The organism is Helicobacter ibis, assembly GCF_027859255.1.
Taxonomy (GTDB): domain Bacteria; phylum Campylobacterota; class Campylobacteria; order Campylobacterales; family Helicobacteraceae; genus Helicobacter_D; species Helicobacter_D ibis.
Window position 1 is genome coordinate 141,724 of the sequence record NZ_JAQHXR010000001.1, and the last position, 25,004, is coordinate 166,727.

At 32.2% G+C, this 25,004-nt stretch carries 31 protein-coding genes; 28 read left to right on the top strand and 3 right to left on the bottom strand.

Annotated features, from left to right (window positions below; all coding sequences use genetic code 11):
* The first annotated feature begins 4 nt into the window (after positions 1–4).
* From rpsE to PF021_RS00870, 14 genes are all read left to right on the top strand, one after another.
* The gene (gene rpsE, locus PF021_RS00805) at positions 5–445 is read left to right on the top strand and encodes a 30S ribosomal protein S5 (protein WP_271020507.1); all 441 of its coding nucleotides are present in this window, start codon (positions 5–7) and stop codon (positions 443–445) included.
* Positions 446–454: 9 nt separating this feature from the next.
* On the top strand, positions 455–856 hold the full coding sequence (rplO, locus tag PF021_RS00810) for a 50S ribosomal protein L15 (RefSeq protein WP_271020508.1): 402 nt from the start codon (positions 455–457) through the stop codon (positions 854–856).
* Positions 856–2,115 carry a preprotein translocase subunit SecY gene (gene secY / locus PF021_RS00815; RefSeq protein WP_271020509.1) on the top strand — a complete coding sequence of 420 codons (1,260 nt, stop codon included), beginning with the start codon at positions 856–858 and terminating at the stop codon, positions 2,113–2,115. The genes rplO and secY overlap by 1 nt, the downstream gene beginning before the upstream one ends.
* 1 nt (position 2,116) lies before the next feature.
* Positions 2,117–2,875 (top strand): type I methionyl aminopeptidase, encoded by a 759-nt coding sequence (gene map / locus PF021_RS00820; RefSeq protein WP_271020510.1) that lies wholly within the window; start codon positions 2,117–2,119, stop codon positions 2,873–2,875.
* 2 nt (positions 2,876–2,877) lie between these two features.
* A complete protein-coding gene (infA, locus tag PF021_RS00825; RefSeq protein ID WP_006801843.1) occupies positions 2,878–3,096 on the top strand; it encodes a translation initiation factor IF-1 in 219 nt (72 codons plus the stop codon).
* A gap of 151 nt (positions 3,097–3,247) precedes the next feature.
* A complete protein-coding gene (rpmJ, locus tag PF021_RS00830) occupies positions 3,248–3,361 on the top strand; it encodes a 50S ribosomal protein L36 (RefSeq protein WP_005022299.1) in 114 nt (37 codons plus the stop codon).
* Between the two features lie 12 nt (positions 3,362–3,373).
* Positions 3,374–3,742 (top strand): 30S ribosomal protein S13, encoded by a 369-nt coding sequence (gene rpsM / locus PF021_RS00835; RefSeq protein WP_271020511.1) that lies wholly within the window; start codon positions 3,374–3,376, stop codon positions 3,740–3,742.
* A 9-nt stretch (positions 3,743–3,751) separates the two neighbouring features.
* Positions 3,752–4,144, top strand: a complete 393-nt coding sequence (rpsK, locus tag PF021_RS00840; protein ID WP_271020512.1) for a 30S ribosomal protein S11 — start codon at positions 3,752–3,754, stop codon at positions 4,142–4,144.
* A gap of 9 nt (positions 4,145–4,153) precedes the next feature.
* Entirely contained in the window at positions 4,154–4,780 is a 627-nt protein-coding gene (gene rpsD, locus PF021_RS00845; protein WP_271020513.1) for a 30S ribosomal protein S4, read from the top strand.
* 20 nt (positions 4,781–4,800) lie between these two features.
* Complete coding sequence (locus PF021_RS00850) at positions 4,801–5,790, top strand: DNA-directed RNA polymerase subunit alpha (RefSeq protein ID WP_271020514.1); 990 nt, start codon at positions 4,801–4,803, stop codon at positions 5,788–5,790.
* 12 nt (positions 5,791–5,802) lie between these two features.
* Entirely contained in the window at positions 5,803–6,153 is a 351-nt protein-coding gene (gene rplQ, locus PF021_RS00855; protein WP_271020515.1) for a 50S ribosomal protein L17, read from the top strand.
* Between the two features lie 22 nt (positions 6,154–6,175).
* A complete protein-coding gene (petA, locus tag PF021_RS00860; protein WP_271020516.1) occupies positions 6,176–6,682 on the top strand; it encodes a ubiquinol-cytochrome c reductase iron-sulfur subunit in 507 nt (168 codons plus the stop codon).
* Between the two features lie 10 nt (positions 6,683–6,692).
* Complete coding sequence (locus PF021_RS00865; RefSeq protein WP_271020517.1) at positions 6,693–7,925, top strand: cytochrome b; 1,233 nt, start codon at positions 6,693–6,695, stop codon at positions 7,923–7,925.
* A gap of 9 nt (positions 7,926–7,934) precedes the next feature.
* Positions 7,935–8,777, top strand: a complete 843-nt coding sequence (locus tag PF021_RS00870) for a c-type cytochrome (protein WP_271020518.1) — start codon at positions 7,935–7,937, stop codon at positions 8,775–8,777.
* Positions 8,778–8,797: 20 nt separating this feature from the next.
* Here the strand turns inward: PF021_RS00870 and hypF are convergent, their stop codons facing one another.
* Entirely contained in the window at positions 8,798–11,080 is a 2,283-nt protein-coding gene (gene hypF, locus PF021_RS00875) for a carbamoyltransferase HypF (RefSeq protein WP_271020519.1), read from the bottom strand.
* A 27-nt stretch (positions 11,081–11,107) separates the two neighbouring features.
* On the opposite strand from hypF, the gene PF021_RS00880 reads away from it, so the two are divergent.
* The 3 genes from PF021_RS00880 to PF021_RS00890 are packed head-to-tail and all read left to right on the top strand — an operon-like array spanning position 11,108 to position 13,582.
* Positions 11,108–11,731, top strand: a complete 624-nt coding sequence (locus PF021_RS00880; protein ID WP_271020520.1) for a thiamine phosphate synthase — start codon at positions 11,108–11,110, stop codon at positions 11,729–11,731.
* 55 nt (positions 11,732–11,786) lie between these two features.
* On the top strand, positions 11,787–13,292 hold the full coding sequence (locus PF021_RS00885) for a Na+/H+ antiporter NhaC family protein (RefSeq protein ID WP_271020521.1): 1,506 nt from the start codon (positions 11,787–11,789) through the stop codon (positions 13,290–13,292).
* On the top strand, positions 13,289–13,582 hold the full coding sequence (locus tag PF021_RS00890; protein ID WP_271020522.1) for a YciI family protein: 294 nt from the start codon (positions 13,289–13,291) through the stop codon (positions 13,580–13,582). The genes PF021_RS00885 and PF021_RS00890 overlap by 4 nt, the downstream gene beginning before the upstream one ends.
* Here PF021_RS00890 and PF021_RS00895 read toward each other — a convergent pair.
* Complete coding sequence (locus PF021_RS00895; RefSeq protein WP_271020523.1) at positions 13,579–13,866, bottom strand: hypothetical protein; 288 nt, start codon at positions 13,864–13,866, stop codon at positions 13,579–13,581. The two genes, PF021_RS00890 and PF021_RS00895, sit on opposite strands and share 4 nt — an antisense overlap.
* 116 nt (positions 13,867–13,982) lie before the next feature.
* Between PF021_RS00895 and tatB the strand changes: the two genes are divergently transcribed.
* From tatB to PF021_RS00925, 6 genes are read left to right on the top strand one after another with little or no spacing between them, the layout of a single operon-like run.
* Positions 13,983–14,399 carry a Sec-independent protein translocase protein TatB gene (gene tatB / locus PF021_RS00900; protein ID WP_407081398.1) on the top strand — a complete coding sequence of 139 codons (417 nt, stop codon included), beginning with the start codon at positions 13,983–13,985 and terminating at the stop codon, positions 14,397–14,399.
* Complete coding sequence (gene tatC, locus PF021_RS00905) at positions 14,392–15,132, top strand: twin-arginine translocase subunit TatC (RefSeq protein WP_271020525.1); 741 nt, start codon at positions 14,392–14,394, stop codon at positions 15,130–15,132. The genes tatB and tatC overlap by 8 nt, the downstream gene beginning before the upstream one ends.
* Complete coding sequence (gene queA, locus PF021_RS00910) at positions 15,125–16,165, top strand: tRNA preQ1(34) S-adenosylmethionine ribosyltransferase-isomerase QueA (protein WP_271020526.1); 1,041 nt, start codon at positions 15,125–15,127, stop codon at positions 16,163–16,165. Before tatC ends, queA begins: the two co-directional genes overlap by 8 nt.
* Positions 16,162–16,734 carry a 16S rRNA (guanine(527)-N(7))-methyltransferase RsmG gene (gene rsmG, locus PF021_RS00915; protein ID WP_271020527.1) on the top strand — a complete coding sequence of 191 codons (573 nt, stop codon included), beginning with the start codon at positions 16,162–16,164 and terminating at the stop codon, positions 16,732–16,734. Before queA ends, rsmG begins: the two co-directional genes overlap by 4 nt.
* Positions 16,719–16,940 carry a PP0621 family protein gene (locus tag PF021_RS00920; RefSeq protein ID WP_271020528.1) on the top strand — a complete coding sequence of 74 codons (222 nt, stop codon included), beginning with the start codon at positions 16,719–16,721 and terminating at the stop codon, positions 16,938–16,940. The genes rsmG and PF021_RS00920 overlap by 16 nt, the downstream gene beginning before the upstream one ends.
* Positions 16,941–16,949: 9 nt before the next feature.
* A complete protein-coding gene (locus PF021_RS00925; protein ID WP_271020529.1) occupies positions 16,950–17,309 on the top strand; it encodes a hypothetical protein in 360 nt (119 codons plus the stop codon).
* Between the two features lie 6 nt (positions 17,310–17,315).
* On the opposite strand, the gene PF021_RS00930 is transcribed toward PF021_RS00925, so the two are convergent.
* Positions 17,316–17,696: a histidine triad nucleotide-binding protein gene (locus tag PF021_RS00930; protein WP_271020530.1), complete on the bottom strand. Its 381-nt coding sequence runs from the start codon at positions 17,694–17,696 to the stop codon at positions 17,316–17,318.
* A 110-nt stretch (positions 17,697–17,806) separates the two neighbouring features.
* Between PF021_RS00930 and pheS the strand changes: the two genes are divergently transcribed.
* The 5 genes from pheS (at position 17,807) to PF021_RS00955 (ending at position 25,000) form a co-directional block, all read left to right on the top strand.
* Positions 17,807–18,802 carry a phenylalanine--tRNA ligase subunit alpha gene (pheS, locus tag PF021_RS00935; protein WP_271020531.1) on the top strand — a complete coding sequence of 332 codons (996 nt, stop codon included), beginning with the start codon at positions 17,807–17,809 and terminating at the stop codon, positions 18,800–18,802.
* Complete coding sequence (pheT, locus tag PF021_RS00940; protein WP_271020532.1) at positions 18,799–21,168, top strand: phenylalanine--tRNA ligase subunit beta; 2,370 nt, start codon at positions 18,799–18,801, stop codon at positions 21,166–21,168. The genes pheS and pheT overlap by 4 nt, the downstream gene beginning before the upstream one ends.
* The gene (aroA, locus tag PF021_RS00945) at positions 21,165–22,454 is read left to right on the top strand and encodes a 3-phosphoshikimate 1-carboxyvinyltransferase (protein WP_271020533.1); all 1,290 of its coding nucleotides are present in this window, start codon (positions 21,165–21,167) and stop codon (positions 22,452–22,454) included. The genes pheT and aroA overlap by 4 nt, the downstream gene beginning before the upstream one ends.
* Complete coding sequence (locus PF021_RS00950; protein ID WP_271020534.1) at positions 22,444–23,268, top strand: 4-hydroxy-3-methylbut-2-enyl diphosphate reductase; 825 nt, start codon at positions 22,444–22,446, stop codon at positions 23,266–23,268. Before aroA ends, PF021_RS00950 begins: the two co-directional genes overlap by 11 nt.
* A 67-nt stretch (positions 23,269–23,335) precedes the next feature.
* On the top strand, positions 23,336–25,000 hold the full coding sequence (locus tag PF021_RS00955) for a 30S ribosomal protein S1 (protein ID WP_271020535.1): 1,665 nt from the start codon (positions 23,336–23,338) through the stop codon (positions 24,998–25,000).
* Positions 25,001–25,004 lie beyond the last annotated feature (4 nt).

A 25,004-nucleotide genomic window follows, 5' to 3' on the forward strand; every position in this document is an offset into this window, starting at 1 on the left:
TAAGATGGAAATTAATAGAGAAGATTTTAAAGAAGTTGTTGTAAATATAGGGCGTGTTACTAAGGTTGTAAAAGGTGGTAGAAGATTTAGATTCAATGCTTTAGTAGTAGTTGGTAATAAAGATGGTCTTGTTGGGTTTGGACTTGGCAAGGCTAAGGAAGTTCCAGATGCTATAAAAAAGGCTATTGATGATGCTTTTAAAAATATTATTAAAATAAATATAAAGGGCACTACAATAGCACATGATGTCCAAGAAAAATACAATTCTAGTATTATTTTATTGAAGCCTGCTAGTGAGGGTACTGGAGTGATTGCAGGTGGTTCTGTAAGACCAGTTTTAGAAATGGCAGGAATCAAAGATATTCTTACAAAATCGCTTGGTTCAAATAATCCTTACAATGTTGTAAGAGCAACAATTGATGCATTGGCTAAAGTAAAAGCATAAGGAGATTTTATGGGTTTAGAGAATTTGGCTCCTGCAAAAGGTAGTGTAAAGAAAATTAAAAGAGTTGGTAGAGGTCAAGGTAGCGGTATGGGAAAAACCTCTACAAGAGGTGGCAAGGGACAAACTGCTAGAACTGGTTCAAAACAAAAAAGAGGTTTTGAAGGTGGTCAGCAACCATTGCAAAGAAGATTGCCTAAAGTTGGTTTTAAAAGCAGGGTTGTAAAACCTTATGTTATTAATGTTGAAACAATAAAGGGTATAGATTCTTTGAGTGAAATAACATTTGAAAGTATAAGAACAATACATAAATTCCCTACTTATACAAACAAGATAAAGTTAATAGGAGCTAATGCTAAAAATCTTGCTTCTAAAATTAAAGATGAGAGAATTAGTACAAGCGGACAAAAATAATGGATAAAACTATTGTTAATAAAATCTTGATTACACTTGGCTTTTTATTGGCTTATAGGGTTTTGGCTTATGTGCCAGTTCCCGGTGTTGATACTGCTGTTATAAAATCATTTTTTGATAGCAATGCTTCAAATGCACTTGGCTTATTTAATATGTTTAGCGGTAATGCTGTTGAGAGACTTAGTGTTATATCATTAGGTATTATGCCATACATTACAGCTTCTATTATAATGGAATTATTAGCAGCTACATTTCCAAATCTCGGAAATATGAAAAAAGAACGAGATGGAATGCAAAAATATACTCAAATAATAAGATATGTTACTATTGTTATAACTCTAATACAGGCAGTTGGTGTATCTATAGGATTGAGAAGTATTGGTGGTGGTGCTAATGGTGCGATAATTATAGATATGAATCTATTTATTGCTATTTCTGCTATATCTATGTTGTGTGGAACAATGTTGCTTATGTGGATTGGAGAACAAATTACGCAAAGAGGCATTGGTAATGGTATAAGCTTAGTTGTATTTGGTGGTATTATATCTGGTCTTCCTAGTGCTATTTTTGGAACATTTAATCTAGTAAATACAAATCAAATTAGTTGGGTTGTTCTTTTGTTTATATTTGCGATAATTTTGGTAACAGTGCTATGTATCATTTATGTGGAACTTGGGGAAAGAAGAATACCAGTATCTTATTCAAGAAAAGTAGTTATGCAAAATCAAGATAAAAGAATTATGAATTACATTCCAATTAAAATGAATCTTAGTGGAGTTATACCTCCTATTTTTGCTTCTGCTGTGTTGATGTTTCCTAGTACAATTTTGCAGTCTTCAACCAATAGTATAGTTTTAAAGATAGCTGATTATTTAAATCCAAATAGTTACTCATATAATATTTTGATGTTTTTGTTTGTTATGTTTTTTGCTTACTTTTATGCTTCAATTGCATTTAACCCAAAAGATATTTCCGAAAATCTAAAGAAACAAGGTGGATTCATACCGGGGATTCGACCGGGTGAAGGCACAATGAATTTCTTAACAGATGTTGCGAACAAATTAACATTATGGGGTGCTATATATTTGGGGCTTATAGCTACTTTACCTTGGATTTTGGTTAAAGCCTCTGGTGTGCCTTTCTATTTTGGAGGGACTGCAGTTTTGATTGTTGTTCAAGTAGCAGTTGATACAATGCGTAAAATAGAGGCTCAAATGTATATGAATAAATACAAAACTTTAAGTGCAGTAGGTTTGTAGTATGGCAATTGCAATACGCAAACCTAATGAAATAGAATCCATAAGAAAAGCTAGTAAAATAGTTGCTAAAACACTAAATCATATAAAAGCTCAACTCACTCCGGGACTTACTTTAAAAGAAATAGATTCTATTGGTGAAGACTTTATTAGAAAATGTGGTGGAAGACCAGCTTTTAAGGGGTTATACGGCTTTAGTGGTTCTGTTTGCACATCGGTTAATGAAGTGATTATTCATGGGATTCCAAATGATTATGAGCTTAGAGATGGTGATATAGTTGGACTTGACATAGGTGTTGAGCTAGATGGTTGGTTTGGCGATGCAGCTATTACTTGTGGGGTAGGAAATATTTCACAAGAAGATTCAAAGCTTATTGCTTGTGCTAAAGATGCACTATATTTTGCAATTAGCCAAATTAAGCCGGGTATGCACTTTAAAGAGCTAAGTGAATTAATTGAGCATTTTATTTTGGATTATGGATATGTGCCTTTGTTTGGTTTTTGCGGACACGGGATAGGTAGGAAGCCACATGAAGCACCAGAGATTCCAAACTATCTTGAAGGAACTAAGGCAAAACAGGGAGATAAAATAAAAAATGGCATGGTATTTTGTATAGAGCCTATGATATGCCAGAAACAAAGTGAACCAGTTGTGCTAGATGATGAGTGGAGTGTTGTTTCTAAAGATGGTTTAAGAGGTAGTCATTATGAACATACCATAGCAGTGATTAATGGCAAAGCAGAAATTTTATCAAAGGAATAAATTTGGCTAAAGATGATGTAATAGAAGTTGATGGTATTGTAAAAGAAGCGTTGCCTAATGCCACATTTAGGGTGGAATTAGAAAATGGGCATATTATTTTATGTCATATAGCAGGTAGAATGCGAATGCATTATATAAAGATTCTACAAGGTGATAAGGTAAAAATAGAGCTAACTCCTTATAGCTTGGATAAAGGTAGAATTACCTTTAGATATAAGTAATTTTTAATAAGATTTTAAATATAATATTTGGTTTTTTATTTTAAATTTTCATAGTCGTTTGGGTGATGAATGAGCCTTTGGAGGACTATAAACTCAATGTCTAGTTTTAGAAAGCTATTTTTAGCGATTCAATAACACATTAGGAGTAAGTATGAAAGTTAGACCTTCCGTTAAAAAAATGTGTGATAAATGTAAGGTTATCAAGAGAAAAGGCGTGATTCGAGTTATATGCGAGAATCCAAAACATAAACAAAGACAAGGATAAAAAGGAAAGATAATGGCGAGAATTGCTGGTGTTGATTTACCCAAAAAGAAAAGAATAGAATATGCTTTGACCTATATTTATGGTATAGGATTAAAGACTTCAAGAGATATATTAAAAGCTGTAAATATTTCTTGTGATAAAAGGGTTCAAGACCTTGGTGAAGATGAAGTTTCTGTAATTGCAAAAGAAATTCAAACACACCATATCGTAGAGGGTGATTTACGCAAAAAAGTTACAATGGATATTAAATCTCTTATGGATTTAGGTAACTATCGTGGATTAAGACATAGAAAAGGATTGCCTGTTCGTGGTCAAACTACTAAAAATAATGCTAGAACACGAAAAGGTAAGAGAAAAACTGTTGGTAGTGCATCAAAATAAGGGGTTTATATGGCAAAAAGACAAACTAATAAAAAAAGAATTGTTAAAAAGAATATAGCTAGAGGCATCATTCATATTTCTGCCGCTTTTAACAACACATGCGTAACAATTACAGATGAAATGGGAAATGTTATTTGCTGGAGCACAGCTGGTGCGTTAGGCTTTAAAGGTAGTAAAAAATCTACTCCATATGCAGCTCAACAAGCAGTCGAAGATGCAGTATCTAAAGCAAAAGAGCATGGTATAAAAGAGCTTGGAGTTAAAATACAAGGTCCAGGTAGTGGTAGAGAGACAGCTGTTAAGAGTATTGGAAGTATCGAGGGTATTAAAGTGTTGTGGTTTAAAGATGTAACACCATTACCTCATAATGGTTGTCGTGCTCCAAAAAGAAGAAGAGTGTAAGGAGAAAAAATGGCAAGATATAGAGGTCCTGTTGAAAAAATTGAAAGAAGATTTGGTGTAAATCTAGCTTTAAAAGGTGAAAGAAGATTAGCTGGTAAAAGTGCTTTAGATAAGCGTCCTTATGGTCCCGGACAACATGGTCAAAGAAGAGGAAAAATTTCAGAATATGGGATTCAGCTTAGAGAAAAGCAAAAAGCAAGAATGATGTATGGTATTTCTGAAAAGCAATTCCGTGCGATATTTGTTGAGGCTAATAGGCTTGAGGGTAATACTGGTGAAAATCTAATCAAACTAATTGAGAGAAGATTGGATAATGTAGTGTATAGAATGGGATTTGCTACTACTAGAAGATTTGCTAGACAATTAGTTGTGCATGGACATATATTGGTTGATGGCAAGAGATTAGATATACCATCAGCAAGAATTAATGTTGGACAAAAAATTGAAGTATTTGAAAAAACTAAAAAGAATCCACAAATCCAAAGAGCAATAGAGCTAACAAAACAAACAGGTATAGTTCCATGGGTTGATGTTGATCAAAATGGTGTGTTTGGTATTTTTACTAGATTGCCAGAAAGAGAAGAGGTTGTTATACCTATTGAAGAGAGGCTCATTGTTGAGTTATACTCTAAATAATAGTTTATAAGGTAGTAGTTATGAAAAGTATTAAAACTTCACCTCATACTCCAACAAGCATTAAGGTTGAAGAAACAGGAAACAATAGTATACAGATATCTGCATATCCATTTGAAGCTGGATATGCAATTACATTGGCTCATCCTTTAAGGCGCCTTTTGTTGGGTAGTTCTGTTGGTTTTGCACCTATTGCACTTCACATAGATGGTGTTTCACATGAGTTTGATTCTGTGCGAGGAATGGTGGAAGATGTATCTCATTTTATTGTAAATTTGAAATCGATAAGATTCAAAATTAAAGACGATAGTGAATTTGTTAGCGTTGATTATAGTTTTAAAGGACCTAAAGCTATCAGTGGTGCTGATTTGTCGAATGATTTGGTTGAAATCGTTACGCCAGATATGCATCTAGCTACAATAAACGATGATGCTTCTCTTAACTTTTCTATTATAATTAGAAAAGGTATAGGTTATGTTCCTAGCGAAGAGATAAGACATGATGTAGCAGAAGGCTTTATGCCACTTGATGCTTATTTTACACCTGTTACAAATGTTACTTATGTTACAGAAAATATACTCTTAGAAGATGATCCAAATTATGAGAAAGTCATTTTTAACATACAAACAGATGGTCAAATTGACCCATTAACTGCTTTTAAAAATGCATTAAATGTTATGCATAAACAAATGTCTATATTTAATACTGAACTAAGCATAGAGATTCCTAGCATTGCTTCTAGTAATGATGAAATACCAGAAAGTAAAATTATGTTGCAAACTATTGAAAGTTTAAATTTCAGTGCTAGATGTTTTAATTGTTTAGATCGTTCTGGTATTAAATATTTAGGTGAGTTAGTCTTGTTAGATGAAGAACAGATTAAAAACATAAAGAATTTAGGTAAGAAATCATTAGATGAAATTACAGCCAAGCTAGAAGAGTTGGGCTATCCTGTTGATAAAGAAATTTCTAAAGATTTACTTGCATTCCTTAAGAAAAAATTTTCAAATTAATAAAGGATAAACATGAGACATAGACATGGATACAGAAAGCTTGGTAGAACATCTTCTCACAGAAAAGCTTTGCTGAAGAACTTATCAATTGCTCTAATTGAAAGAGAGAAGATTGAAACTACTTTGCCAAAAGCAAAAGAATTGCAATCTTATTTTGAAAAATTAATTACTAGAGCTAGAAAAGGCGATAGTATGGCACATAGAATAATATTTTCTCACTTGCAAGATAAGGTTGCTGTAAAGAAAATGGTTACAGAAATAGCACCTAGATATGCAAGTAGAAATGGTGGTTATACGAAGATTATAAAAACTAGGCTTAGGGTTGGCGACGCCGCTGAGATGGCAATTATAGAGCTCGTATAATATAAAATTTAAGGAGGTAGTCATGGGAGAGAAAGAAGTTAGTCGTAGAGATTTCCTTGGTATGACTTTAGGAGGTGTAGCAGCAGTTGGAGTTGGCGCCTCTCTTGTTGCTATGAAATCTTCTTGGGATCCATTACCTAGCGTTGTTTCGGCTGGTTTTACTACGGTTGATTTGAGTAGTATGCAAGATGGGGAGTATAGACAGGTTGAATACAGAGGTAACCCTGTGTATATTATTAAAAAAACTGCAGAAATGAAAAAGTGTGAAGATAGAGATGTAGTGGTTGGAAATGCTGATTATAGTGTTGGGATTCAAATTTGCACCCACTTAGGCTGTATTCCTTCATATAGTGCTGACACAACTGAATTTCATTGTGCTTGTCATGGTGGAAAGTTTGATGCATGTGGTAAAAATACCTTCGGTCCCCCGCCAACACCAATGACTATACCGCCATTTAAGATAGATGGTCAAAAGTTAGTTCTAGGAGAAGAGGGTCCTGAGTATTTAAAGTTGGTTAATAAAGCATAGGGGGTTATAGATGGCAGAAATACGAAAAGCAGATGGAATTGTTGATTGGCTTGATCAAAGAATAGCTATAAGACCTCTAATGAAGGTTTTAATGACTGAATATTGGATACCAAAGAATATTAATTTTCTTTGGGCTATGGGCGTTGTATTGGTTGTTTTATTTACATTGCTAGTTGTATCTGGTTTGTTCTTGCTTATGTATTATAAGCCAGATACAAAACTTGCTTTTGATAGTGTAAATTACACAATTATGCAAGAGGTAGAATATGGGTGGTTATGGAGACATTTACACGCAGTTAGTGCTTCTGTTTGTTTTTTAATTATTTATATCCATATGTTTGTTGGCATTTATTATGGTTCATATAAGAAGGGTAGGGAGATGATATGGATAACAGGTATGCTGTTATTTGTTCTTTTCTCTGCAGAGGCATTTAGTGGATATATGCTTCCTTGGGGTCAGATGAGCTATTGGGCGGCAGCTGTTATTACAAACTTATTTAGTGCTATTCCAGTTATAGGACCTGATTTGGTTATATGGATTAGAGGTAACTTTATAGTCTCTGATGCTACTTTGACTAGGTTTTTTATGTTGCATGTTGTGCTGTTACCTGTAATTATTATTGCAGTTATAGTTATGCACTTTTATACATTAAGAATTCCTCATGTTAATAACGCATATGGTGAAGAGATAGACTTTGAAAAAGAAGCAGAAAAATTCAAAGCAGGTAATAAAAAAGAATCTAAAGTTATTCCTTTTTGGCCTATGTTCTTATCAAAAGACTTCTTTGTAGCTAGTTTCTTTTTGGCTATTTTGTTTTATTTAACATGTTATCACTATAGTTTTGCACTAGATCCTATTAACTTTGATCCAGCAGATCACTTAAAAACACCACCGCATATTTATCCTGAATGGTATTTCTTGTGGAGCTATGAAGTATTAAGAGGATTCTTCTTTAGTGCAGATTTGGGTCTAATAGCATTTGGTATAGCAAATGTTATTTTTGTTCTATTGCCTTGGTTAGATAGAAGCAATGTAGTTGCACCTGCACACAAGAGACCAGCATTTATGGTTTGGTATTGGGTTTTGATTGCCGATATGATTGTTTTAACTATATGGGGTAAATTACCACCAACTGGTGTTAATGCGTATATTGGATTTGTGGCTTCAATTTTATTTTTATTCTTATTGCTTGTTGCACTTCCTGTAATTACTAAGTTAGAAGCAAAAAAGAATGGTCAATAGGGGAGTAGCATGAAAGAATTTGTAGCATTAATAGTAGTTGTATTTGTTACGGGAGTTATCTATTGGGGTGTTGAGCCATTTGCTCATAGTCAAATGAATCCAAAAGTTGAACCAGCAGATTATACATTTGCTGATTTGCAACCTATAGATACAGCAAAGGGAAATATTGGTAATGGTAAAGAATTGGTGGTTGCTAATTGTATAGCATGTCATTCAATTAATAAGGAAGGTTTGGAATCACCATTTGCACCAGAAGACGCTTTAAGTGCTTATGGTGTTGTTCCGCCTGATTTATCTTCGGCTGGTTTTATTTATGAGACTAATTTTCTTGCAAATGCTATTAAAAATATAGCAGTAGCAACAAAGCAAACTCACAAGTTTGATGGTAATCACCCTATGCCTGCGTATGATTGGATGAGCGATCAAGAAATAGCAGATATTGTGGCTTATTTGGTAAGTATAGCACCTGCTAGTATGACTAACAAAGAAGTGTTTATTGATTCTTGTGGTAGATGTCATGATGTTAGATATGATAAGTGGCAAGCAAATGGTGGCTTAAAAACTTATTTAGGTGCTAAGGTGCCTGATTTATCCATGATGATTAGAAGTAGAAATATGGATTATTTGCATACATTCATTAATGATCCTCAAAAACGACTTGCAGGAACTGCTATGCCGCGTGTAGGTTTGACAGAGAGTGCAGAGATTCAAGTTGTAAAATATATGGAAGAAGTTGGTGATAGTAAAAAGGCAGAAAGAGAATCTCTTGGTTGGAAGATGGTTTTATTTATGCTTGTTATGGGTGTGATTGCATACTTGTGGAAACGCAAAGTTTGGCATGATGCACATTAATCTTTAGAGGGCAATTTCCTCTAAAGATTCATTTTATTCTTTAAATTCATATAATATGCTTGACCTACGCTAATACCGCCATCGTTGCATGGTATTTTTTTGTTTATATAGATATTTTTGTTTGTTTGCTGTATTAGATTTGTTAGTAGTTTATTTTGAAAACAACCACCGCTAATAGCTATACATTCATACTCATTTGCATATAACTTTGAAATTTCATTAATGATATTTACAAGTGTGATATGGAATTTTTTTGCTATATCGTTTATAGATTCTTTGTTGTGTATGTCTTTTATTATTTCTAGTAATATTTCTTTTATTGAGATTGTTTGATTATTTATTTTAAAGCTATAACCATGCGTAATATTTGAAGTTTCTGCCAAACTTTCTAGTATCATTCCGCATTCACCTTCATAGCTTTGTTTGTCTACTGCATTACACAATATAGCTACCATATCAAAAAGTCTTCCAATGGAGTTGCATCGTGGCATTTTGCCACTTTTGTGTTGTTTGTAGAAAATATCTATTGCATTCTCTCCAAACTCATCTTTTAGGCTATCGATAAGTTTATGTTGAATCTGAAATACTTGATTTCCAAATGCTAAAAACAATCCTTCAAGCCCCAATCTTCTAATGTCTTTAATGGCTTTTTCTCCACCTAATAAATAGAAGTTTTCAAAAAAGGCAATTCTTCTAAATTTTAGAGGTTGTTTGGGGTCATATAATAAGAATTCTCCACCCCATATATTGCCATCTAGTCCATATCCTGTGCCATCAAATATGATTCCTAGCGTTTTTTTATTTATTTTGTTTTCTGCGATATTTGATAGTAAATGTGCGAAGTGATGTTGTATGGTGTGTAAGTTAGAGTTTTCTGTTACTAACTTTTTATTTGAATACAAAGGGTGCATGTCGGCTATAAATTCATTTATATTTGCATTATATTGCTTTGTAAATAGTCTTATTGTCTCTTTGGCGTTATTTAGTGATTCTATGTTGTATAGATCACCTAAATGTGGGCTTAGCATTGTTTTATTGTTGATATTTATGCAAAATGTATTTTTTTGTTCTGCTCCTAGTGCTATGAAGTTTTGTTCTTTATTTAGTGTGTTTATTGTGTTATTAAACCCTCTAGCTCTCCTTAGAATCTGCATTTGATTGTTGATTGCTCTAACTAGGCTATCATCAATTGGATTTATTATATCTCTATTATATGTTAGGGCATAGTCGCATACATGTTGTAATTTTTTATAAATATTTTTGAAATCTTTGATAATAGGCTCTCCACTTATATTAGCACTTGTAAAGATTAGTGGAACTTGAATCTGACTACATAATAAATGATGTATTGGCGTGTAGGGAAGTATGATTCCTAGTTTATTTAAGTTTGGTGCTATTAGATGTAGTGGTATATTATGTGATTTATTTATATCACACAATACTATTGGTGCTTGTGGAGATAGCAATAACTCTTCTTCTTGTTTGCTTATTTTTGCTAGAAGTTTTGCCATGCTTATGTCTTTACACATAATGGCAAATGGTTTTGTTGGTCTTTTTTTTCTTGCTCTTAGATTCTTTATTGCTTTATTGTTTGTTGCATCACATACTAGAGTGTATCCACCAAGTCCTTTTAGGGCTATTATATGTCCATTATTTATTGCATTTATAGCATTTTGGAGTGGATTTATACTTTCTATATTTAGGCTTGAATCTAAATTGTTATAATCAAAAATTTCCGTAAAAATAAGCCTTGGACCACATTTTTTACAACAATTAATTTGAGAGTGGAATCTTCTGTTGTTTATATCATTGTATTCTTCTTTGCAATCATCACACATAGCAAATATATCCATAGCAGTATTATCTCTATCATATGGGAGTTCTTTTATTATGCTATATCTGCCACCACAATTTGTGCAACTCGTAAATGGATATAAATATCTTTTGTTTTGTTTGTCAAATAATTCTTCTTTGCAATCATCACACATTGCAATATCAGGTGCAATATCCGCTGTTTTTGTATCTTTGTTATCGCTTTTTTCTATTTGGAAGTTTTTATAGAGTGTATGAGACATTATAGTTTTGGTGTTTATACTCTCTATTTGTGCGGCTTGTGGTGGGTTATTAAAAGAATCTAAAAAAGATTCTATATTTTCTTTACTGCCTTGTGCTAGTATATATACGCCTTTGTTGGTATTTTTTACAAACCCATTTATATTATTATTTATAGCACTTTTATATACAAATGGTCTAAAGCCAACGCCTTGAACTATGCCTACTATTAAAACTTCTAATGTTATCATTTAGGTATTTTAACATAAAGGAATATTGTGAAAAACCTACATGGAATATATGCTATTAGCGATGAGAAACTAACCCCATATGCAATAATTAAAGAGCAATTATTAAGTGCTTGCGATGATATTGTGTGCTTTCAGCTTAGAGATAAGAGTAGTGATGATTTATCTTTAGAATCGTGGTGTGTAGAGCTTGGCGATATTTGTGCTAGTTTTGGTGTGAATTTTATTATAAATGATAGAGTTGAGTTGGCAATTAAGATGAAAAGTAATGGATTACATGTGGGGACTAAAGATAATGGAGAATTATATTCTTTAGATGAGCTAAAGTGCATTAGAGATAGGTTTCATGGAATCTTGGGTGTATCATGCTATGGAGATATAAACTTAGCTTTACAAGCAAAAAGCATAGGGGCTAATTATGTGGCATTTGGTGCATGTTTTAAATCTCAAACAAAGCAAAATGTACAACAAATAAATTTGGATATTTTTAATAAGATAGAAGGCATTAGCACATGTGCTATAGGTGGTATTTGTGCAAATAATGCAGGAATGTTAAAGAAAGCTTCCATGATAGCATCTATTAGTTATATTTGGAATGGAGATATTAAAGAAAATTTGCATAAATTGCGTAATTCTTGGGAAGAGAATGGTTGATTTTGCTTTATTGTATAATTTCAAACTTAATTACTAATGTTATAAAAGGTTTATAATGTATGTTGATTCTGCTTTAAGTTTGGTTGTGCCTTTAGTGGTTATTTTATTGGTATTAATTACAAGACAAGTTGTTTTATCGTTATTTGTCGGTATTGTGTTGGCTGGATTTATGCTAAAAGATTCATTTTTTGAATCTTTAGAGTATGTTTATAGTTCCATTTCATCAGTGTTTTATAGTGATGGTGAAGTTTCAGTTTCGTCTTTGTATGTGTTTTTGTTTTTGGTTTTGCTTGGTATTTTGACACAAATTATGCAAAGCTCTGGTGGTATGAAAGCCTTTGTGATATGGGCTAGAGAGAGGGTTAATAGCCCAAAGGGTTCGGAGTTTTTAGCCTTTATTGCTGGGATTGTTATTTTTATAGATGATTATTTTAATGCATTAACGGTTGGACAAATAGCAAGACCCCTAAATGACGCAAATCACTCGACAAGAGAGAGGTTAGCTTATATTATAGATTCAACTTCTGCACCTATTTGTATTTTAATGCCAATTTCTAGTTGGGGTGCTTATATTTTAGGTATCACAAGCGGTCTTATTGAAGGAGAATCCGGTTTTAGTGTTTTGGTTTCTAGTATTTGGGGGAATTATTATGCTTGGTTTGCTTTATTAGCTGTGTTTTTAACAATATATTGGCAGATTAATTTATCTGTTATGAGGAATAATCAAAATGTAGGAATCGATTCTGCAGATGAGCTAAAGTATAGCGATAGATGTGGGAATATATGGATGCTTATTATCCCTATTTTTTCTCTTATTGTGTTTGTTGGATTTTTTATATTTTTTACTGGATATAAAGCTACAAATAGCCTAAATCCTATTGACATGCTATCAAGTGCAGAGACTGGTTTTTCTTTGTTTTTTGGTGGATTATGTGCATTGGTTATATCAATTTTTGTATCTTATAAAAATATAGAATTAAAAGACTATTTTCATATTGTAAAAGATGGATTTATCTCAATGCTTCCTGCGATTTTAATATTGATTCTTGCATGGAGTATAGGACCTGTTATTAAAAATGATTTGCAAACTGGAGTTTATTTGGCAAATATTAGTAAAGATTATCTAGCAACAAGTCAATTATCAATAGAGTTAATAGTGCCAGTTATTTTGTTTTTGATTTCTGGGTTTATTGCATTATGCACAGGGACTAGCTGGGGGACATTTGCTATTATGCTTCCTATTGGAGCTGCAATTGCTATACAAAACGATGTAAATATCACTCTTAGTATATCTGCTGTATTAGCTGGTGCTGTATATGGAGATCATGCATCACCAATATCAGATACTACTATACTCTCTGCAACTGGTGCTGGCTGTTCTGTGCAAAGTCATTTTATAACACAATTGCCATATGCTACTACTACTGCCTTTGTTTCTGTGATCAGCTTTGGCGTAGCTGGGTATTTTAATTCATTACTTTTAGGTTATATTGTTGGAATTGTTGGAATTGTTGGAATCTTTTGGTTTTATAAAAGCTTCTTAAGTAAAGGACTAGCATGAATTTATTTGTGATTTTAATTACATATACTAGTAGTTTAGATGAAATAAATGAGATTCTACCAACTCATAGAGAATATCTAAAGAAGCATTATGAAAGAGGGATTTTATTGGCAAGTGGTCCTAGAAAACCAAAAGTTGGTGGGATTATAATAGGTAAATTCCAAAGTAAAGATGATGCTTTGGAATTTGTTAGCAAAGATCCATACAATCTAGCAAAAATTGCAAGTTATGAAATACTAGAATTTAATGCCGTATTGCATTCTAGTATTTTAGATGATTTTTTAGGTTAATATCCAATTCCTCTTTCTATTTTGGAGGCTTGTTCAAATAGATCTTCTTCTAAATAGTGCCATTCTAGTTCAGCAGGTATAGAAGTGTCATATACTTGCCCTCTTGGCTTTTTGTTTATTCCATTTTTGCTTATACCATCTATTTTGCCGTTATTTAAAAAATAATATGTAGCACCAGCACCAAGACCAGCACCAAGCAAAAATGCATCTGTCTTTGGTGATATACATCCACTAAGGCTAATAGCTATGATTGTTGATAGTATAATCTTGCATGTGTTATTCATATAACTTCCTTGTTTATTAATTTTAAGGCTTAAAAAGCACAATTTATTCCAAAATTAGATAAAATCACTAAATTTTAATTTTCAACAATGCAAAAAGGCATATTATCGTGTTTGGAATGGGATTTTTTGAGATTTTAATGGTGGCTGTTATTGCTATTATATTTTTAGGTCCAGAAAAGCTACCAAAAGCTTTAGTAGATGTTGCAAAATTTATAAAAGCAGCAAAAAAAACAATGGACGAAGCAAAAGATAGCTTAGATAGAGAAGTGAATTTAAGTAAGATAAAAGAGGAAGCCCTAGCTTATAAAAATAGCATAACACAAGGTTTAAGTGATGTAAAAAATAACATTACAAAGGATATTTCTTTTGATAGTTTAGAATTAGATGATATAAGAGAGGAAGTTCCGGTAAAAACGCAACACACACATAGTGCAAAAGATAATAGCATAGCAGTAAAACCAGATTCAAATAAAACAACACTAACTTTTAAAAACAATGAGAAAAATGAAAAATCGGAGATAGGGAATGCTTGAGGATTTAAAGCCACATATACATGATTTGCGAAAATGCCTAATTAATATAACAATAGCATTGCTTGTTGCTTGTTGTGTTTGTTTTTACTTTTGGGAAATTATTTTAAATTGGATGGTAGCCCCACTTAGTGCAGCATTGCCAAAGGGGCAAGAGAGTGTGATTTTTACTCAAGTTGGAGAGGCATTTTTTACAGCTATTAAAGTAGCATTTTTTGGTGGGTTTATAGTCTCTTTACCTGTGATTTTTTGGCAACTTTGGAGCTTTGTAGCACCGGGATTATACGATAATGAGAAGAGATTTGTAGTTCCATTTGTTATATTTGGGACATTCTTTTTTGTAAGTGGTTGTGCATTTGCTTATTATGTGGCTTTTCCAATAGGGTTTTCGTATTTAATAAATTTTGGTAGTCAACTTTTTACTGCTTTGCCTAGTATTGGGGATTATGTTAGTTTTTTTGCAAAGCTAATGGTAGGATTTGGTATCTCATTTGAATTGCCTGTTATTACATTTTTCTTAGCAAAAATAGGGCTTGTTACTGATAAAACGCTAAGAGAATATTTTAAATATGCAATTGTGTTTATTTTTGTCTTAGCAGCGATTCTTACGCCACCTGATGTTCTGTCTCAATTTTTAATGGCAATACCTCTTACTTTATTATATGGATTATCTATTTTTATTGCTAAAGTTGTTAATCCTTACAAAGAGGAAAAAGAAGAATTAGAAGATGAATGATTTATTGCTATCAAGCTATGATTATAACTTACCACAAGAGTTAATAGCGCATAGCCCAATAGAGCCAAAGGAAAATGCTAAATTACTTGTTTACAATAGAAAAGATAAGTCAATTACACATACTACTTTTGCGTCATTTATTGATTTTGTGCCTAAAGATTCTACTTTGATATTTAATGATACAAAGGTGATAAAAGCTCGAATCTATGGAAATAAAATACATAAAGATTCTGCAAATGGTGCAAAAATTGAAGCTTTGTTCCATAGGGCTATTAGCGAGAGCGTATTTTTATTGCAATTTAGAGGTAGGCTTAAAGTTGGTAGTATTGTCAAGTTTGATAATGGAGTGTTTGCAAAGATTCTAAAAGATTGCGGAGGAGGATTTAAAGAAGCTTCTTTTAGTAGGGATTATAATTTTTTATCTTGTATGAATGAAGGTGAGTTTTTAGAGTTTTTAGAATATTGTGGCGTAGTGCCACTTCCGCCTTATATTAAGTCAGATTCTAATAATAAAGAAGTCGAATATAACTCGATATTTGCTAGAAATCTTGGTGCTATTGCAGCTCCTACTGCTTCATTGCATTTTAGTAAAGAATCTTTTGCAACATTGCAAAATATTTTCAAACATGCTTTTGTTACGCTTCATGTCGGGGCTGGGACTTATCTTGGTGTTTGTAGTGAGAATATTTTAGAGCATAAAATGCATAAAGAAAGATTCTTTATCCCACAAAAGACTATAGATATTTTAAAAGATTCAAAGCATATAACAACAATAGGGACGACAGCTACTAGGGTTGTTGAATCTTATTTTAGAGATGGTATTACAAGTGGAGAGTGTGATTTATTTTTGAATCCAAAAAATAAACCAATAAAGACAAATGCTATTCTTACAAATTTTCACCTACCTAAGACAACTTTGCTTATGCTTGTCTCTAGTTTTGTAGGACTTAGTGAGCTAAAAAGAATCTATAAAGAAGCAATAGACAATAAATATAGATTCTATTCTTATGGTGATGGAATGCTTGTGCTATGAATATGGAAAAATATATACAAATACTTCAAAAATGGAATAAAATCCATAGTTTAAGCGGCGCAAACAGCAAAGAAAGGATTGAAAAAAATATTCAATATTCTCTATATCCACTAACGCTAGATTCTTTAAAGATAAAAGATAAAACATGCATTTTGGATATAGGAAGTGGTAATGGATTCCCAGCAGTCCCACTTGGAATCTCTCTTAATATAACTACTATTTTGTGCGAACCAAATGTAAAAAAGGCTGCATTTTTGCAGAATCTAAAAGCAGAGTTGGAGTTGGATAATTTTTATATTTTTAGGAAAAAAGTTGAAGAACTTTCATTAAGTGAGATTGTTGCACAAACCAATAAAGAGCCTGATTTGATAACTTCAAGGGCGACATTTGAGGTTAAAGAACTATTAAATAAATGTATTCATTTGTTAAATAGAGATTCTTTATTATTGCTTTTTAAAGGTTCTAGTGTGCAAGATGAGCTATCTAAAATTAAGCTAAAATACGAAATTTTTAATAATGGGTTATTAAATTATATTGCAATTAAAGGTGCAGAATGCAGTGGCTTGTAGTTATTTTATTAATTGTTGGTGTGTATTATTTTTTTATTAGAAAAAGTAGCACAAATAAAATTTTCACAAAAACAAAAGAAAATAAAAAAAATATAGAAGAGATGTGCTTTGAATGCAAGAGATGTGGGACATTTGTCTCATCAAGCGAATCTATAATCAAAGATGGCGAATATTATTGCTCTAAAGAATGTGCGAATTTAAAATAAAGAGGCTTTATGATAATTTTAAATCATAGTTTAATTTCACCTATAAAAATAATCTATATTGATTCTACAAATGATATATCAAGCACGATTCCAAGTGATTTTTTGATTGTAAGGAATCTTGAAATTGCAAAATTTTGTAGTGAAAATAATGTCCCTTATTCAAGTGAAGTATCAACCATTTTAGAATCTTTATTATTGGTTAATTTGGGGGCTAAGTTTTTAATATGTGATTCTTTGGAGTTTGCTATTGAGTTGCAAAAATTAGCTGAATCTTATTTGTTTGATTGCAAGGTGTTATTAAAGATACAAAATGAAAATGAAATAGAGCATATAGCAAGGCATGGAATTGATGGGGTGATTTTTAGCTAAAGAAGCTTACATGCTTCTTTTTGCTTCTTCTAATCTTTCTTTTTCAGAGATATTTGGTGCTAGACTATCCCATTTTAGTTTTGCACCACCTAGTATATGAAAATGTAAATATGGTATTTCTTGCCCACCATCTAAACCTATGTTGCTTATTATTCTATATCCTGTTTTATCAAGTCCTAATATTTTTGCTACTTCTTGTATGAAAGGTGTTGCAAGAGACATTGTATTGCTATCTACTTCTTGGAAGTCTTTTGCGAATTTTTTTGGTATGACTAAGACATGTATTGGTGCTTTTGGAGAAATATCGTGAAATGCTAGAAAATTACTATCTTCATGGACTTTGTTACATGGTAAGTCACCATTTATTATCTTTTCAAAAACAGTCATTTCAAATCCTTAAATTTTAATATTTTTGCATTTTACACTTATTTATTAAGTAAAGTAAATATTTTTTTTATTACAATCCTAAAAAAGATTCTAAATATTAGGGATATATTTTGAAAGAGCAAATAAAGAAGATACAGCAGACAAATGCACTTGCAGAGCTAGAAGAGATTCGTATCGCACTTCTTGGCAAGAAGGGAATTTTAACTGCTAGGTTTGCAGAGTTAAAAACTTGCAATGCAGAAGAAAAAAAGACGCTAGCACAAGAATTAAACACTCTAAAGCAAGAGGTAGAGAAAAATTTAGCAATACAAAAAGAAGTTTTGGAATTAAAAGAACTAGAATCTAGGCTAAAAGCAGAAAAAATAGATGTCTCTTTGTTTAATACAGCAAATACTAAAGGTGCAAATCACCCAGTAATGCTTATGCTTGATAGAATTGTGGAGTATTTTTTAAGCATGAATTTTTCGCTTAATATGGGTCCTTTGGTTGAAGATGATTTTCACAACTTTGAAGCACTAAATCTCCCTAAATATCACCCTGCAAGAGATATGCAAGATACATTTTACTTCAATGATGGAAAGCTACTTAGAACACATACTTCTCCTGTGCAAATCCGCACAATGCAACAACAAAAGCCACCAATTAGAATGATAGCACCGGGCAGTGTGTTTAGATGTGATTATGATATTACTCATACTCCTATGTTTCACCAAGTTGAAGGATTAGTGGTAGAAAATGGTAAAGATAGCATTAGTTTTGCGAATTTGAAGTTTATACTAGAGGACTTTTTGAAATTTATGTTTGGAGATGTTAAAGTTAGATTCCGTTCTAGCTTTTTTCCATTTACAGAACCTAGTGCAGAGGTTGATATGAGTTGTATTTTCTGCGGTGGTAGTGGTTGTAGGGTGTGTTCTCATACTGGTTGGTTAGAAGTGTTAGGTTGTGGTAGTGTCGATGTTAATGTATTTAATGCTGTGAGATATGAAAATGTAAGCGGATATGCCTTTGGTTTAGGTGTTGAGAGATTTGCTATGCTTTATTATGGTGTGCCTGATTTAAGGGCGTTTTTTGAGAGTAATTTAAAGGTATTGGAGCAATTTAGATGATTTTTACTAGAAGTATTTTAAATGAAGTTTTGTTCCTAGAAAATAGTGGCGAAGAACTTTGCAGAATCCTAAATAACATAGGTTTAGAAGTAGAAAGTTTTAAGAGAGTTTCTGCACCAAGCAAAGTTGTTGTAGGTAAGATATTAGAATGCCAAAAACACCCAGATGCAACAAAGCTAAATATATGCCAAGTTGCTATTTCTACTAATGGTGATGATTATGAGATAAGACAAATTGTATGTGGTGCAAAAAATGCACGAGAAGGGATTTATGTAGCAGTAGCACTAGAAGGGGCAGTGCTGCCTAGCATTACTATAAAGAAAGCAAAATTAAGAGGTGTAGATAGTTGCGGAATGCTTTGTTCGACTAGTGAACTTGGATTTCCTGGTTTGTATGATGGAATAGTTGAGTTAGATTCAAGCATTGGAGAGTTGGTAATTGGTAAAGAATTAAGTGAATATCCAATTTTTTGCGATGAGGTATATGAAATATCAATCACTCCAAATCGTGGAGACTGCATGAATTTGCTTGGTATTGCTAGGGATTTATCTGCAGCCTTTGGTGTGGAGATGAAAAAAATACAAAAGATCAACATACCTGATAGTTCGCCCGGCATTGGTAGAGTATTGCAAGTAGTATCTGATGAAAAGATAGATAGTTCTGTTTTATATAGGGCATTTGAAGCGGAATTACGCCCTACAAATCTAAAGAATTCTCTATTTTTAGCTTATAATGAATCTTTGTGTTCTAATTATTTAAAAAATGCTCTAAATTTCACTACTTTGTATAGTGGTGTCATTATGAATGCATATCCTCAAAAATTTTGTCATCTTGGAGATGTAAATCAAGAAAAAATTACATTGCATGTCAAAAAAGATGAAAAAGGTTTTGATAGTGTGTATTTTAATGATTTAAAGCTTTCTACCATTGGGGTTAATAATTATATAAGTTGCAATAATGATAGTCTTGGAAATGAGTTTATAATTGTTGAGGCAAGCTATATACCGCCTTATATTGTGGCATCTAATGTATGTGATAATAAACCAAAAGATTTAGATGCACATATTTTTCAGAGAACTTCAAGGGGTAGCAATCCAAACTTATTGCTTGGTTTAGATATTCTATGTGATATGATAATTTGCGATTGTAGTGATCAAAATTGTGTAATATATAAAGATACGCAAGAAATCATAACTTATACGGAAAATGAAAGTATCGCAATTGATATAAATCTAGTGGGCAAAATAATAGGCAAAGAAGTCGAAAAAACAGAAATTATAAATATATTAAAAGCTTTAGAATTTGAAGTGGAAATATCATCTGATGATACATTCTTGCTTGTTAAAGCACCTCTTTTTAGGCATGATATAAATAATTTAGCAGACATTAGTGAAGAGATAATACGATTTATAGGCATAGATAATGTAATTAGTAAGCCTTGCTTAATAGTGCAGAACAATCAAAGTACAGATTGGTCGCATATATATAAATTTCGTAGGAATCTTGCCAAGGCTGCTATTTATTCTGGGTTTAATGAAACGATACATTTTGTGTTTTTCAATAAAGAAAAATTGGAGAGTTATGGTTTTGAGACATTAAAAGAAGAGCTTGATTTAACGAATCCTATCACAAATGATTTAAACACATTGCGTTCTACTCTTTTATGCGGACTTTTGGATTCTGTGCTTTTAAATAAAAATAATGGATTTACTGGTATATCGTTATTTGAGCTTGGCAGTGCATATACAAAAGATAGAGAAGAAAAGATTTTGCTTAGCTTTGTGCAAAGCGGGTTTGTAAATAAGGAACACTTTCCTATAACAAAAGGTTATAAGGGGGATTTCTTTACTTTTGCTAATAGAATCTCAAATGTTATAGGAGAATTTGAGCTTGTAGAATGTAGCAGCAGTATTTCACTCTTTCACCCTGGACAATGTGCAAAGGTGATTCAAGATGGCAAAGAAGTAGGAGTTATCTCAACACTACACCCAAAAGTGGCTAATGCACTTGGGTTAGATACTACATATTTGTGTGAAATAGAGATCTCTAAACTTGAATCTAAAATCCCAAGTGTGAAGAAGTATTCTAAGTTTCAAAAAACAACTAGAGATTTAAGTGTGGTTATAAACAAGGAAGTGCCTTATTTTAAGATTAGGGATTCTATCTTATCTCTAAATATACAAGAGATTTTAAAATTTTATCCACTTGATATATATAATGATGAAAAACTTGGAGAAAACAATAGCTTGACTATTAGGTTTGAGCTTCAATCAATGGATAAGACTCTAGAAGATAAAGATATAGTTAGTATTACTGATAGGATTTTGGAAGCTTTAAAAAATACTTTTAACATAGAGTTAAGATGAATCTAAAAATTCATAAATGTGAAAAATTCTCCATCATATGTGACAATATAGCCTCTGATAAATCAATATCTCATAGAGTGGCTATATTTTCTCTGCTTAGCAATAAACCATCTTTTGTTAGGAATTATTTGCAAGGTGATGATACTTTGCATACTCTACAAATTGCACAAATGTTGGGCTTAAATGTTGCAGAATATGATGGAGGATTGATACTAACACCGCCAGATAAAATACAAGAGCCATGTGATGTGCTAGATTGCGGTAATGCTGGGACTGCAATTAGATTGTATATGGGATTGTTGAGTTCTCAAAAGGGAATGTTTGTGTTAAGTGGTGATCGATATTTAAATAAGCGACCAATGAAGCGGATAATCTCACCGCTTAAAAGTATAGGAGCAACCATATATGGCAGGGAGGATAATAACTATGCACCTATTGTTATACATGGTGGGCACTTAGAATCTTTTAACTATACCAGTGAAATTTCAAGTGCTCAAGTAAAGTCTGCAATGATATTAGCAGCACTATTTGCAAAAGATTCTTGTATTTATTCTGAATATGAGCTAAGCAGGGATCATACAGAGAGGATGCTTGTAGGTATGGGTGCAGAGATAGAAAACATGGATAATAACACAATAAAAATAAATCCATTAAAAGAAAAGTTAAAACCAATTGAAATTGAAATTCCTTCCGATCCTTCTAGTGCATTTTTCTTTGCAGTCGCAGTATCTATAATACCAGATTCAAGATGTATTTTAAAAAATGTCTTGCTTAACAAAACTAGAATTGAAGCATTTAAGGCTCTAGAGAAAATGGGTGTGATTATAAACTACAAAGAAACATCAAATATATACGATAGCATAGGTGATATTGAAATAATATCTCCAAGTGAGCTTTGTGCGGTTGATATTAGGGATAATATTTCATGGCTTATTGATGAGATTCCAGCATTAGCAGTTGCACTATCATGTGCTAATGGCACAAGTAGTGTAAGAAATGCAAAAGAACTTAGAGTAAAAGAGAGCGATAGAATAAGTTCTATTGTTAATAATCTTAAAAAATGTGGCATTGAAGTAGAAGAGTTAGAAGATGGTTTTGTAATTACAGGTGGGATTCCAAGGTATGCTAAAGTAGATAGTTTTGGTGATCATAGGATTGCTATGAGCTTTGCTATTTTGGGCTTAAAATGTGGCATTGATATAGAAGATAGTGATTGTATTAGTGTATCATTTCCGAATTTTGTAGAAATTTTAAAGCAAATTACAAGGATAGAGTGTGAAGGTTAAATTGGCAAATAATTATGGGTTTTGTTTTGGAGTTAGGAGAGCAATCAAACTTGCAGAATCTAAAAAAAATGGAATTACTTTAGGACCTTTGATACATAATTCAAAGGAGATAAATAGGTTAAAAGAGAATTTCAATGTAGTTGTTAATGAAAATATAGAAGAAATAAAAGAAAATGCAGAAGTAATAATAAGGACGCATGGAATCCCAAAGCAAGACTTAGAAAAACTAAAACAAAAGACACAAAATATAACTGATGCTACATGTCCATTTGTAACAAAGCCACAAGAAATATGCGAAAAAATGAGTAAAGAAGGATATCAAATAATAATTTTTGGAGATAAGACTCACCCTGAAGTAAAGGGGGTTATGAGTTATTGTCATACAACCCCAATAGTAATTGAAGATATAGAATCTCTAAAAGAAATAAAGCTACAAGAAAAGGTAGCACTAATATCACAAACCACAAAAAATGTGGAGCTATTTTCACAAATTGCTATTTTTTTAATTAAGCAATGTTCGGAATGCAGGATATTTAATACCATTTGTAATGCTACTTTTGATAATCAAGATTCAGCTAGAAAATTAGCAAAAGAAGTTGATATTATGATAATTGTTGGAGGTAAAGATTCTTCAAATACCAAGCAACTTTATAATATTTCAAAAGAATATTGTGATGATTGTTATTTAATTGAAGATTATAGTGAGCTTGATAAAGAGTGGTTTGTTGGCAAGATATTATGTGGTGTTACTGCTGGTGCTTCAACACCAAATTGGATAATTGATAAAGTGGTAAAAACAATAGAAATTTATTAAGTTTTTATACTTTTAAAAGGTTGGATTAAATACAATGGAAAATTATTTTCTTAAAAAAGGGTAAAAGATGGCTACGATAGATGAGTTTGAAAATTATGCAGGAGAAGAAGACTTTGCTTCCATGCTAGAGCAGTTTGAAAAAAAAGAAAGTCAAAGGGTTTCAGAAGGACAAATTGTAGCCATTGAAAATGACAATGTGGTTGTTGCGGTTTCTGGTGAGAAAAAAGAGGGAAATATTTCTATAGATGAGATTAAAGATGCGAATGGCAATTTATTATTTAAGGTTGGAGATTCACTGCCTATAGTAATTACTGGTAAACGAAATGAACAACCTATAATATCACACAAAAAAGCACTATCAAAACAAAAAATAAAAGAATACATAAAAACGCTAGGTGATGATTACAAAGATAAAATTATTGAGGGTGTTATTGTAAAGAAAAATAAGGGTGGATTCATAGTTGAAAGTGATGGTATAGAGTTTTTTATGCCTAAATTTGCAGCAGCACTAAAAGATGTAAATAAGGTTGAAGGTAAGCATATAAGAGCATGTATTATAAATGTAAAAGATGAAGATGATAGTATAGTAATATCAAGAAAGAGACTATTTGAAATTGAAAACTCTGTAAAAAAAGAAAAAATAGACAAAATCATGCAACAAGAAGGGCTAATTGAGGGCAAGGTAAAGAAGATAACAAGCTTTGGTGTATTTGTGGATTTAGATGGTGTTGAAGGATTGGTGCATTATACAGAGATTAGCTATAAAGGTCCTGTAAATCCTGCTAAGCTATACAAAGAGGGAGATAGTGTATTAGTTAAAGTAATCTCTTATGATAAAGCAAAAAATAGACTAGCTCTTTCAATTAAGGGTGCAACTGATGATCCATGGAAAGAAATCGAAAATGAGCTTGAAGTAGGAGATGCAATCAAAGTTACTGTTAGCAATATAGAACCATATGGTGTGTTTGTTGATGTAGGTAATGATATAGAAGGATTCTTGCATATATCTGAAATTTCGTGGAATAAAAATATCCAAAGTCCAGATGCATTCCTAAAAGTAGGACAAGAAATAGATGTAGAGGTAATTGAGATAGATACAAACTCAAGAAAACTTAGAGTATCTTTGAAAAAATTACTAGATAAACCTTTTGAACAATTTGCTAAAAAATATAAGCAAGGAGATATACTAAAGGGAAGTGTGGCTACTTTGACTGATTTTGGTGCATTTATCAAGTTAGACGGAATAGATGGCCTACTTCATAATGAAGATGCATATTGGAATAAAAATGAAAAATGCAAAGATTTAATGAAAGTTGGCGATGAAGTTGAGGTTAAAATAGTAAAAATCGACAAAGATAAAGAAAGAATCTCGCTTACAAGAAAGGGGTTGATTGCTTCTCCTGCTGATGATTTTGCTAAAAAATACTCTGTTGATAGCCAAGTAAGTGGTGTTGTTAGGGATATAAAAGATTTTGGTGTGTTTATAAAGGTTGATGGTGATATTGATGCTTTAATTAGAAATGAGGATCTATATCCGCTAAAGAAAGATGAGATAAAAGTCGGTGATGAGATTAATGGCGTTATCTCAATGATTGATACAAATAATAATAAAATAAGAGTATCTGTTAAAAGGCTTGAGAAGCAAAAAGAAAGAAACAATCTAAAAAGTTTCAATGATAATACTGATGATAAGATGACACTAGGGGATATAATTAAAGGTCAAATCAAGTAGGATT

Excerpts from the sequence above, each read along its gene's own strand:
- rpsK (WP_271020512.1), top strand. The coding sequence starts at position 3,752 with ATGGCAAAAAGACAAACTAATAAAAAAAGAATTGTTAAAAAGAATATA.
- PF021_RS00890 (WP_271020522.1), top strand. The coding sequence starts at position 13,289 with ATGAATTTATTTGTGATTTTAATTACATATACTAGTAGTTTAGATGAA.
- PF021_RS00850 (WP_271020514.1), top strand. The coding sequence starts at position 4,801 with ATGAAAAGTATTAAAACTTCACCTCATACTCCAACAAGCATTAAGGTT.
- rplQ (WP_271020515.1), top strand. The coding sequence starts at position 5,803 with ATGAGACATAGACATGGATACAGAAAGCTTGGTAGAACATCTTCTCAC.
- tatC (WP_271020525.1), top strand. The coding sequence starts at position 14,392 with ATGCTTGAGGATTTAAAGCCACATATACATGATTTGCGAAAATGCCTA.
- rpmJ (WP_005022299.1), top strand. The coding sequence starts at position 3,248 with ATGAAAGTTAGACCTTCCGTTAAAAAAATGTGTGATAAATGTAAGGTT.
- tatB (WP_407081398.1), top strand. The coding sequence starts at position 13,983 with ATGGGATTTTTTGAGATTTTAATGGTGGCTGTTATTGCTATTATATTT.
- rsmG (WP_271020527.1), top strand. The coding sequence starts at position 16,162 with ATGAATATGGAAAAATATATACAAATACTTCAAAAATGGAATAAAATC.
- queA (WP_271020526.1), top strand. The coding sequence starts at position 15,125 with ATGAATGATTTATTGCTATCAAGCTATGATTATAACTTACCACAAGAG.
- PF021_RS00895 (WP_271020523.1), bottom strand. The coding sequence starts at position 13,866 with ATGAATAACACATGCAAGATTATACTATCAACAATCATAGCTATTAGC.
- petA (WP_271020516.1), top strand. The coding sequence starts at position 6,176 with ATGGGAGAGAAAGAAGTTAGTCGTAGAGATTTCCTTGGTATGACTTTA.
- secY (WP_271020509.1), top strand. The coding sequence starts at position 856 with ATGGATAAAACTATTGTTAATAAAATCTTGATTACACTTGGCTTTTTA.
- map (WP_271020510.1), top strand. The coding sequence starts at position 2,117 with ATGGCAATTGCAATACGCAAACCTAATGAAATAGAATCCATAAGAAAA.
- rpsE (WP_271020507.1), top strand. The coding sequence starts at position 5 with ATGGAAATTAATAGAGAAGATTTTAAAGAAGTTGTTGTAAATATAGGG.
- PF021_RS00865 (WP_271020517.1), top strand. The coding sequence starts at position 6,693 with ATGGCAGAAATACGAAAAGCAGATGGAATTGTTGATTGGCTTGATCAA.
- rpsM (WP_271020511.1), top strand. The coding sequence starts at position 3,374 with ATGGCGAGAATTGCTGGTGTTGATTTACCCAAAAAGAAAAGAATAGAA.
- aroA (WP_271020533.1), top strand. The coding sequence starts at position 21,165 with ATGAATCTAAAAATTCATAAATGTGAAAAATTCTCCATCATATGTGAC.
- PF021_RS00920 (WP_271020528.1), top strand. The coding sequence starts at position 16,719 with ATGCAGTGGCTTGTAGTTATTTTATTAATTGTTGGTGTGTATTATTTT.
- PF021_RS00930 (WP_271020530.1), bottom strand. The coding sequence starts at position 17,696 with ATGACTGTTTTTGAAAAGATAATAAATGGTGACTTACCATGTAACAAA.
- PF021_RS00955 (WP_271020535.1), top strand. The coding sequence starts at position 23,336 with ATGGCTACGATAGATGAGTTTGAAAATTATGCAGGAGAAGAAGACTTT.
- pheT (WP_271020532.1), top strand. The coding sequence starts at position 18,799 with ATGATTTTTACTAGAAGTATTTTAAATGAAGTTTTGTTCCTAGAAAAT.
- rplO (WP_271020508.1), top strand. The coding sequence starts at position 455 with ATGGGTTTAGAGAATTTGGCTCCTGCAAAAGGTAGTGTAAAGAAAATT.
- PF021_RS00885 (WP_271020521.1), top strand. The coding sequence starts at position 11,787 with ATGTATGTTGATTCTGCTTTAAGTTTGGTTGTGCCTTTAGTGGTTATT.
- hypF (WP_271020519.1), bottom strand. The coding sequence starts at position 11,080 with ATGATAACATTAGAAGTTTTAATAGTAGGCATAGTTCAAGGCGTTGGC.
- PF021_RS00870 (WP_271020518.1), top strand. The coding sequence starts at position 7,935 with ATGAAAGAATTTGTAGCATTAATAGTAGTTGTATTTGTTACGGGAGTT.
- PF021_RS00925 (WP_271020529.1), top strand. The coding sequence starts at position 16,950 with ATGATAATTTTAAATCATAGTTTAATTTCACCTATAAAAATAATCTAT.
- rpsD (WP_271020513.1), top strand. The coding sequence starts at position 4,154 with ATGGCAAGATATAGAGGTCCTGTTGAAAAAATTGAAAGAAGATTTGGT.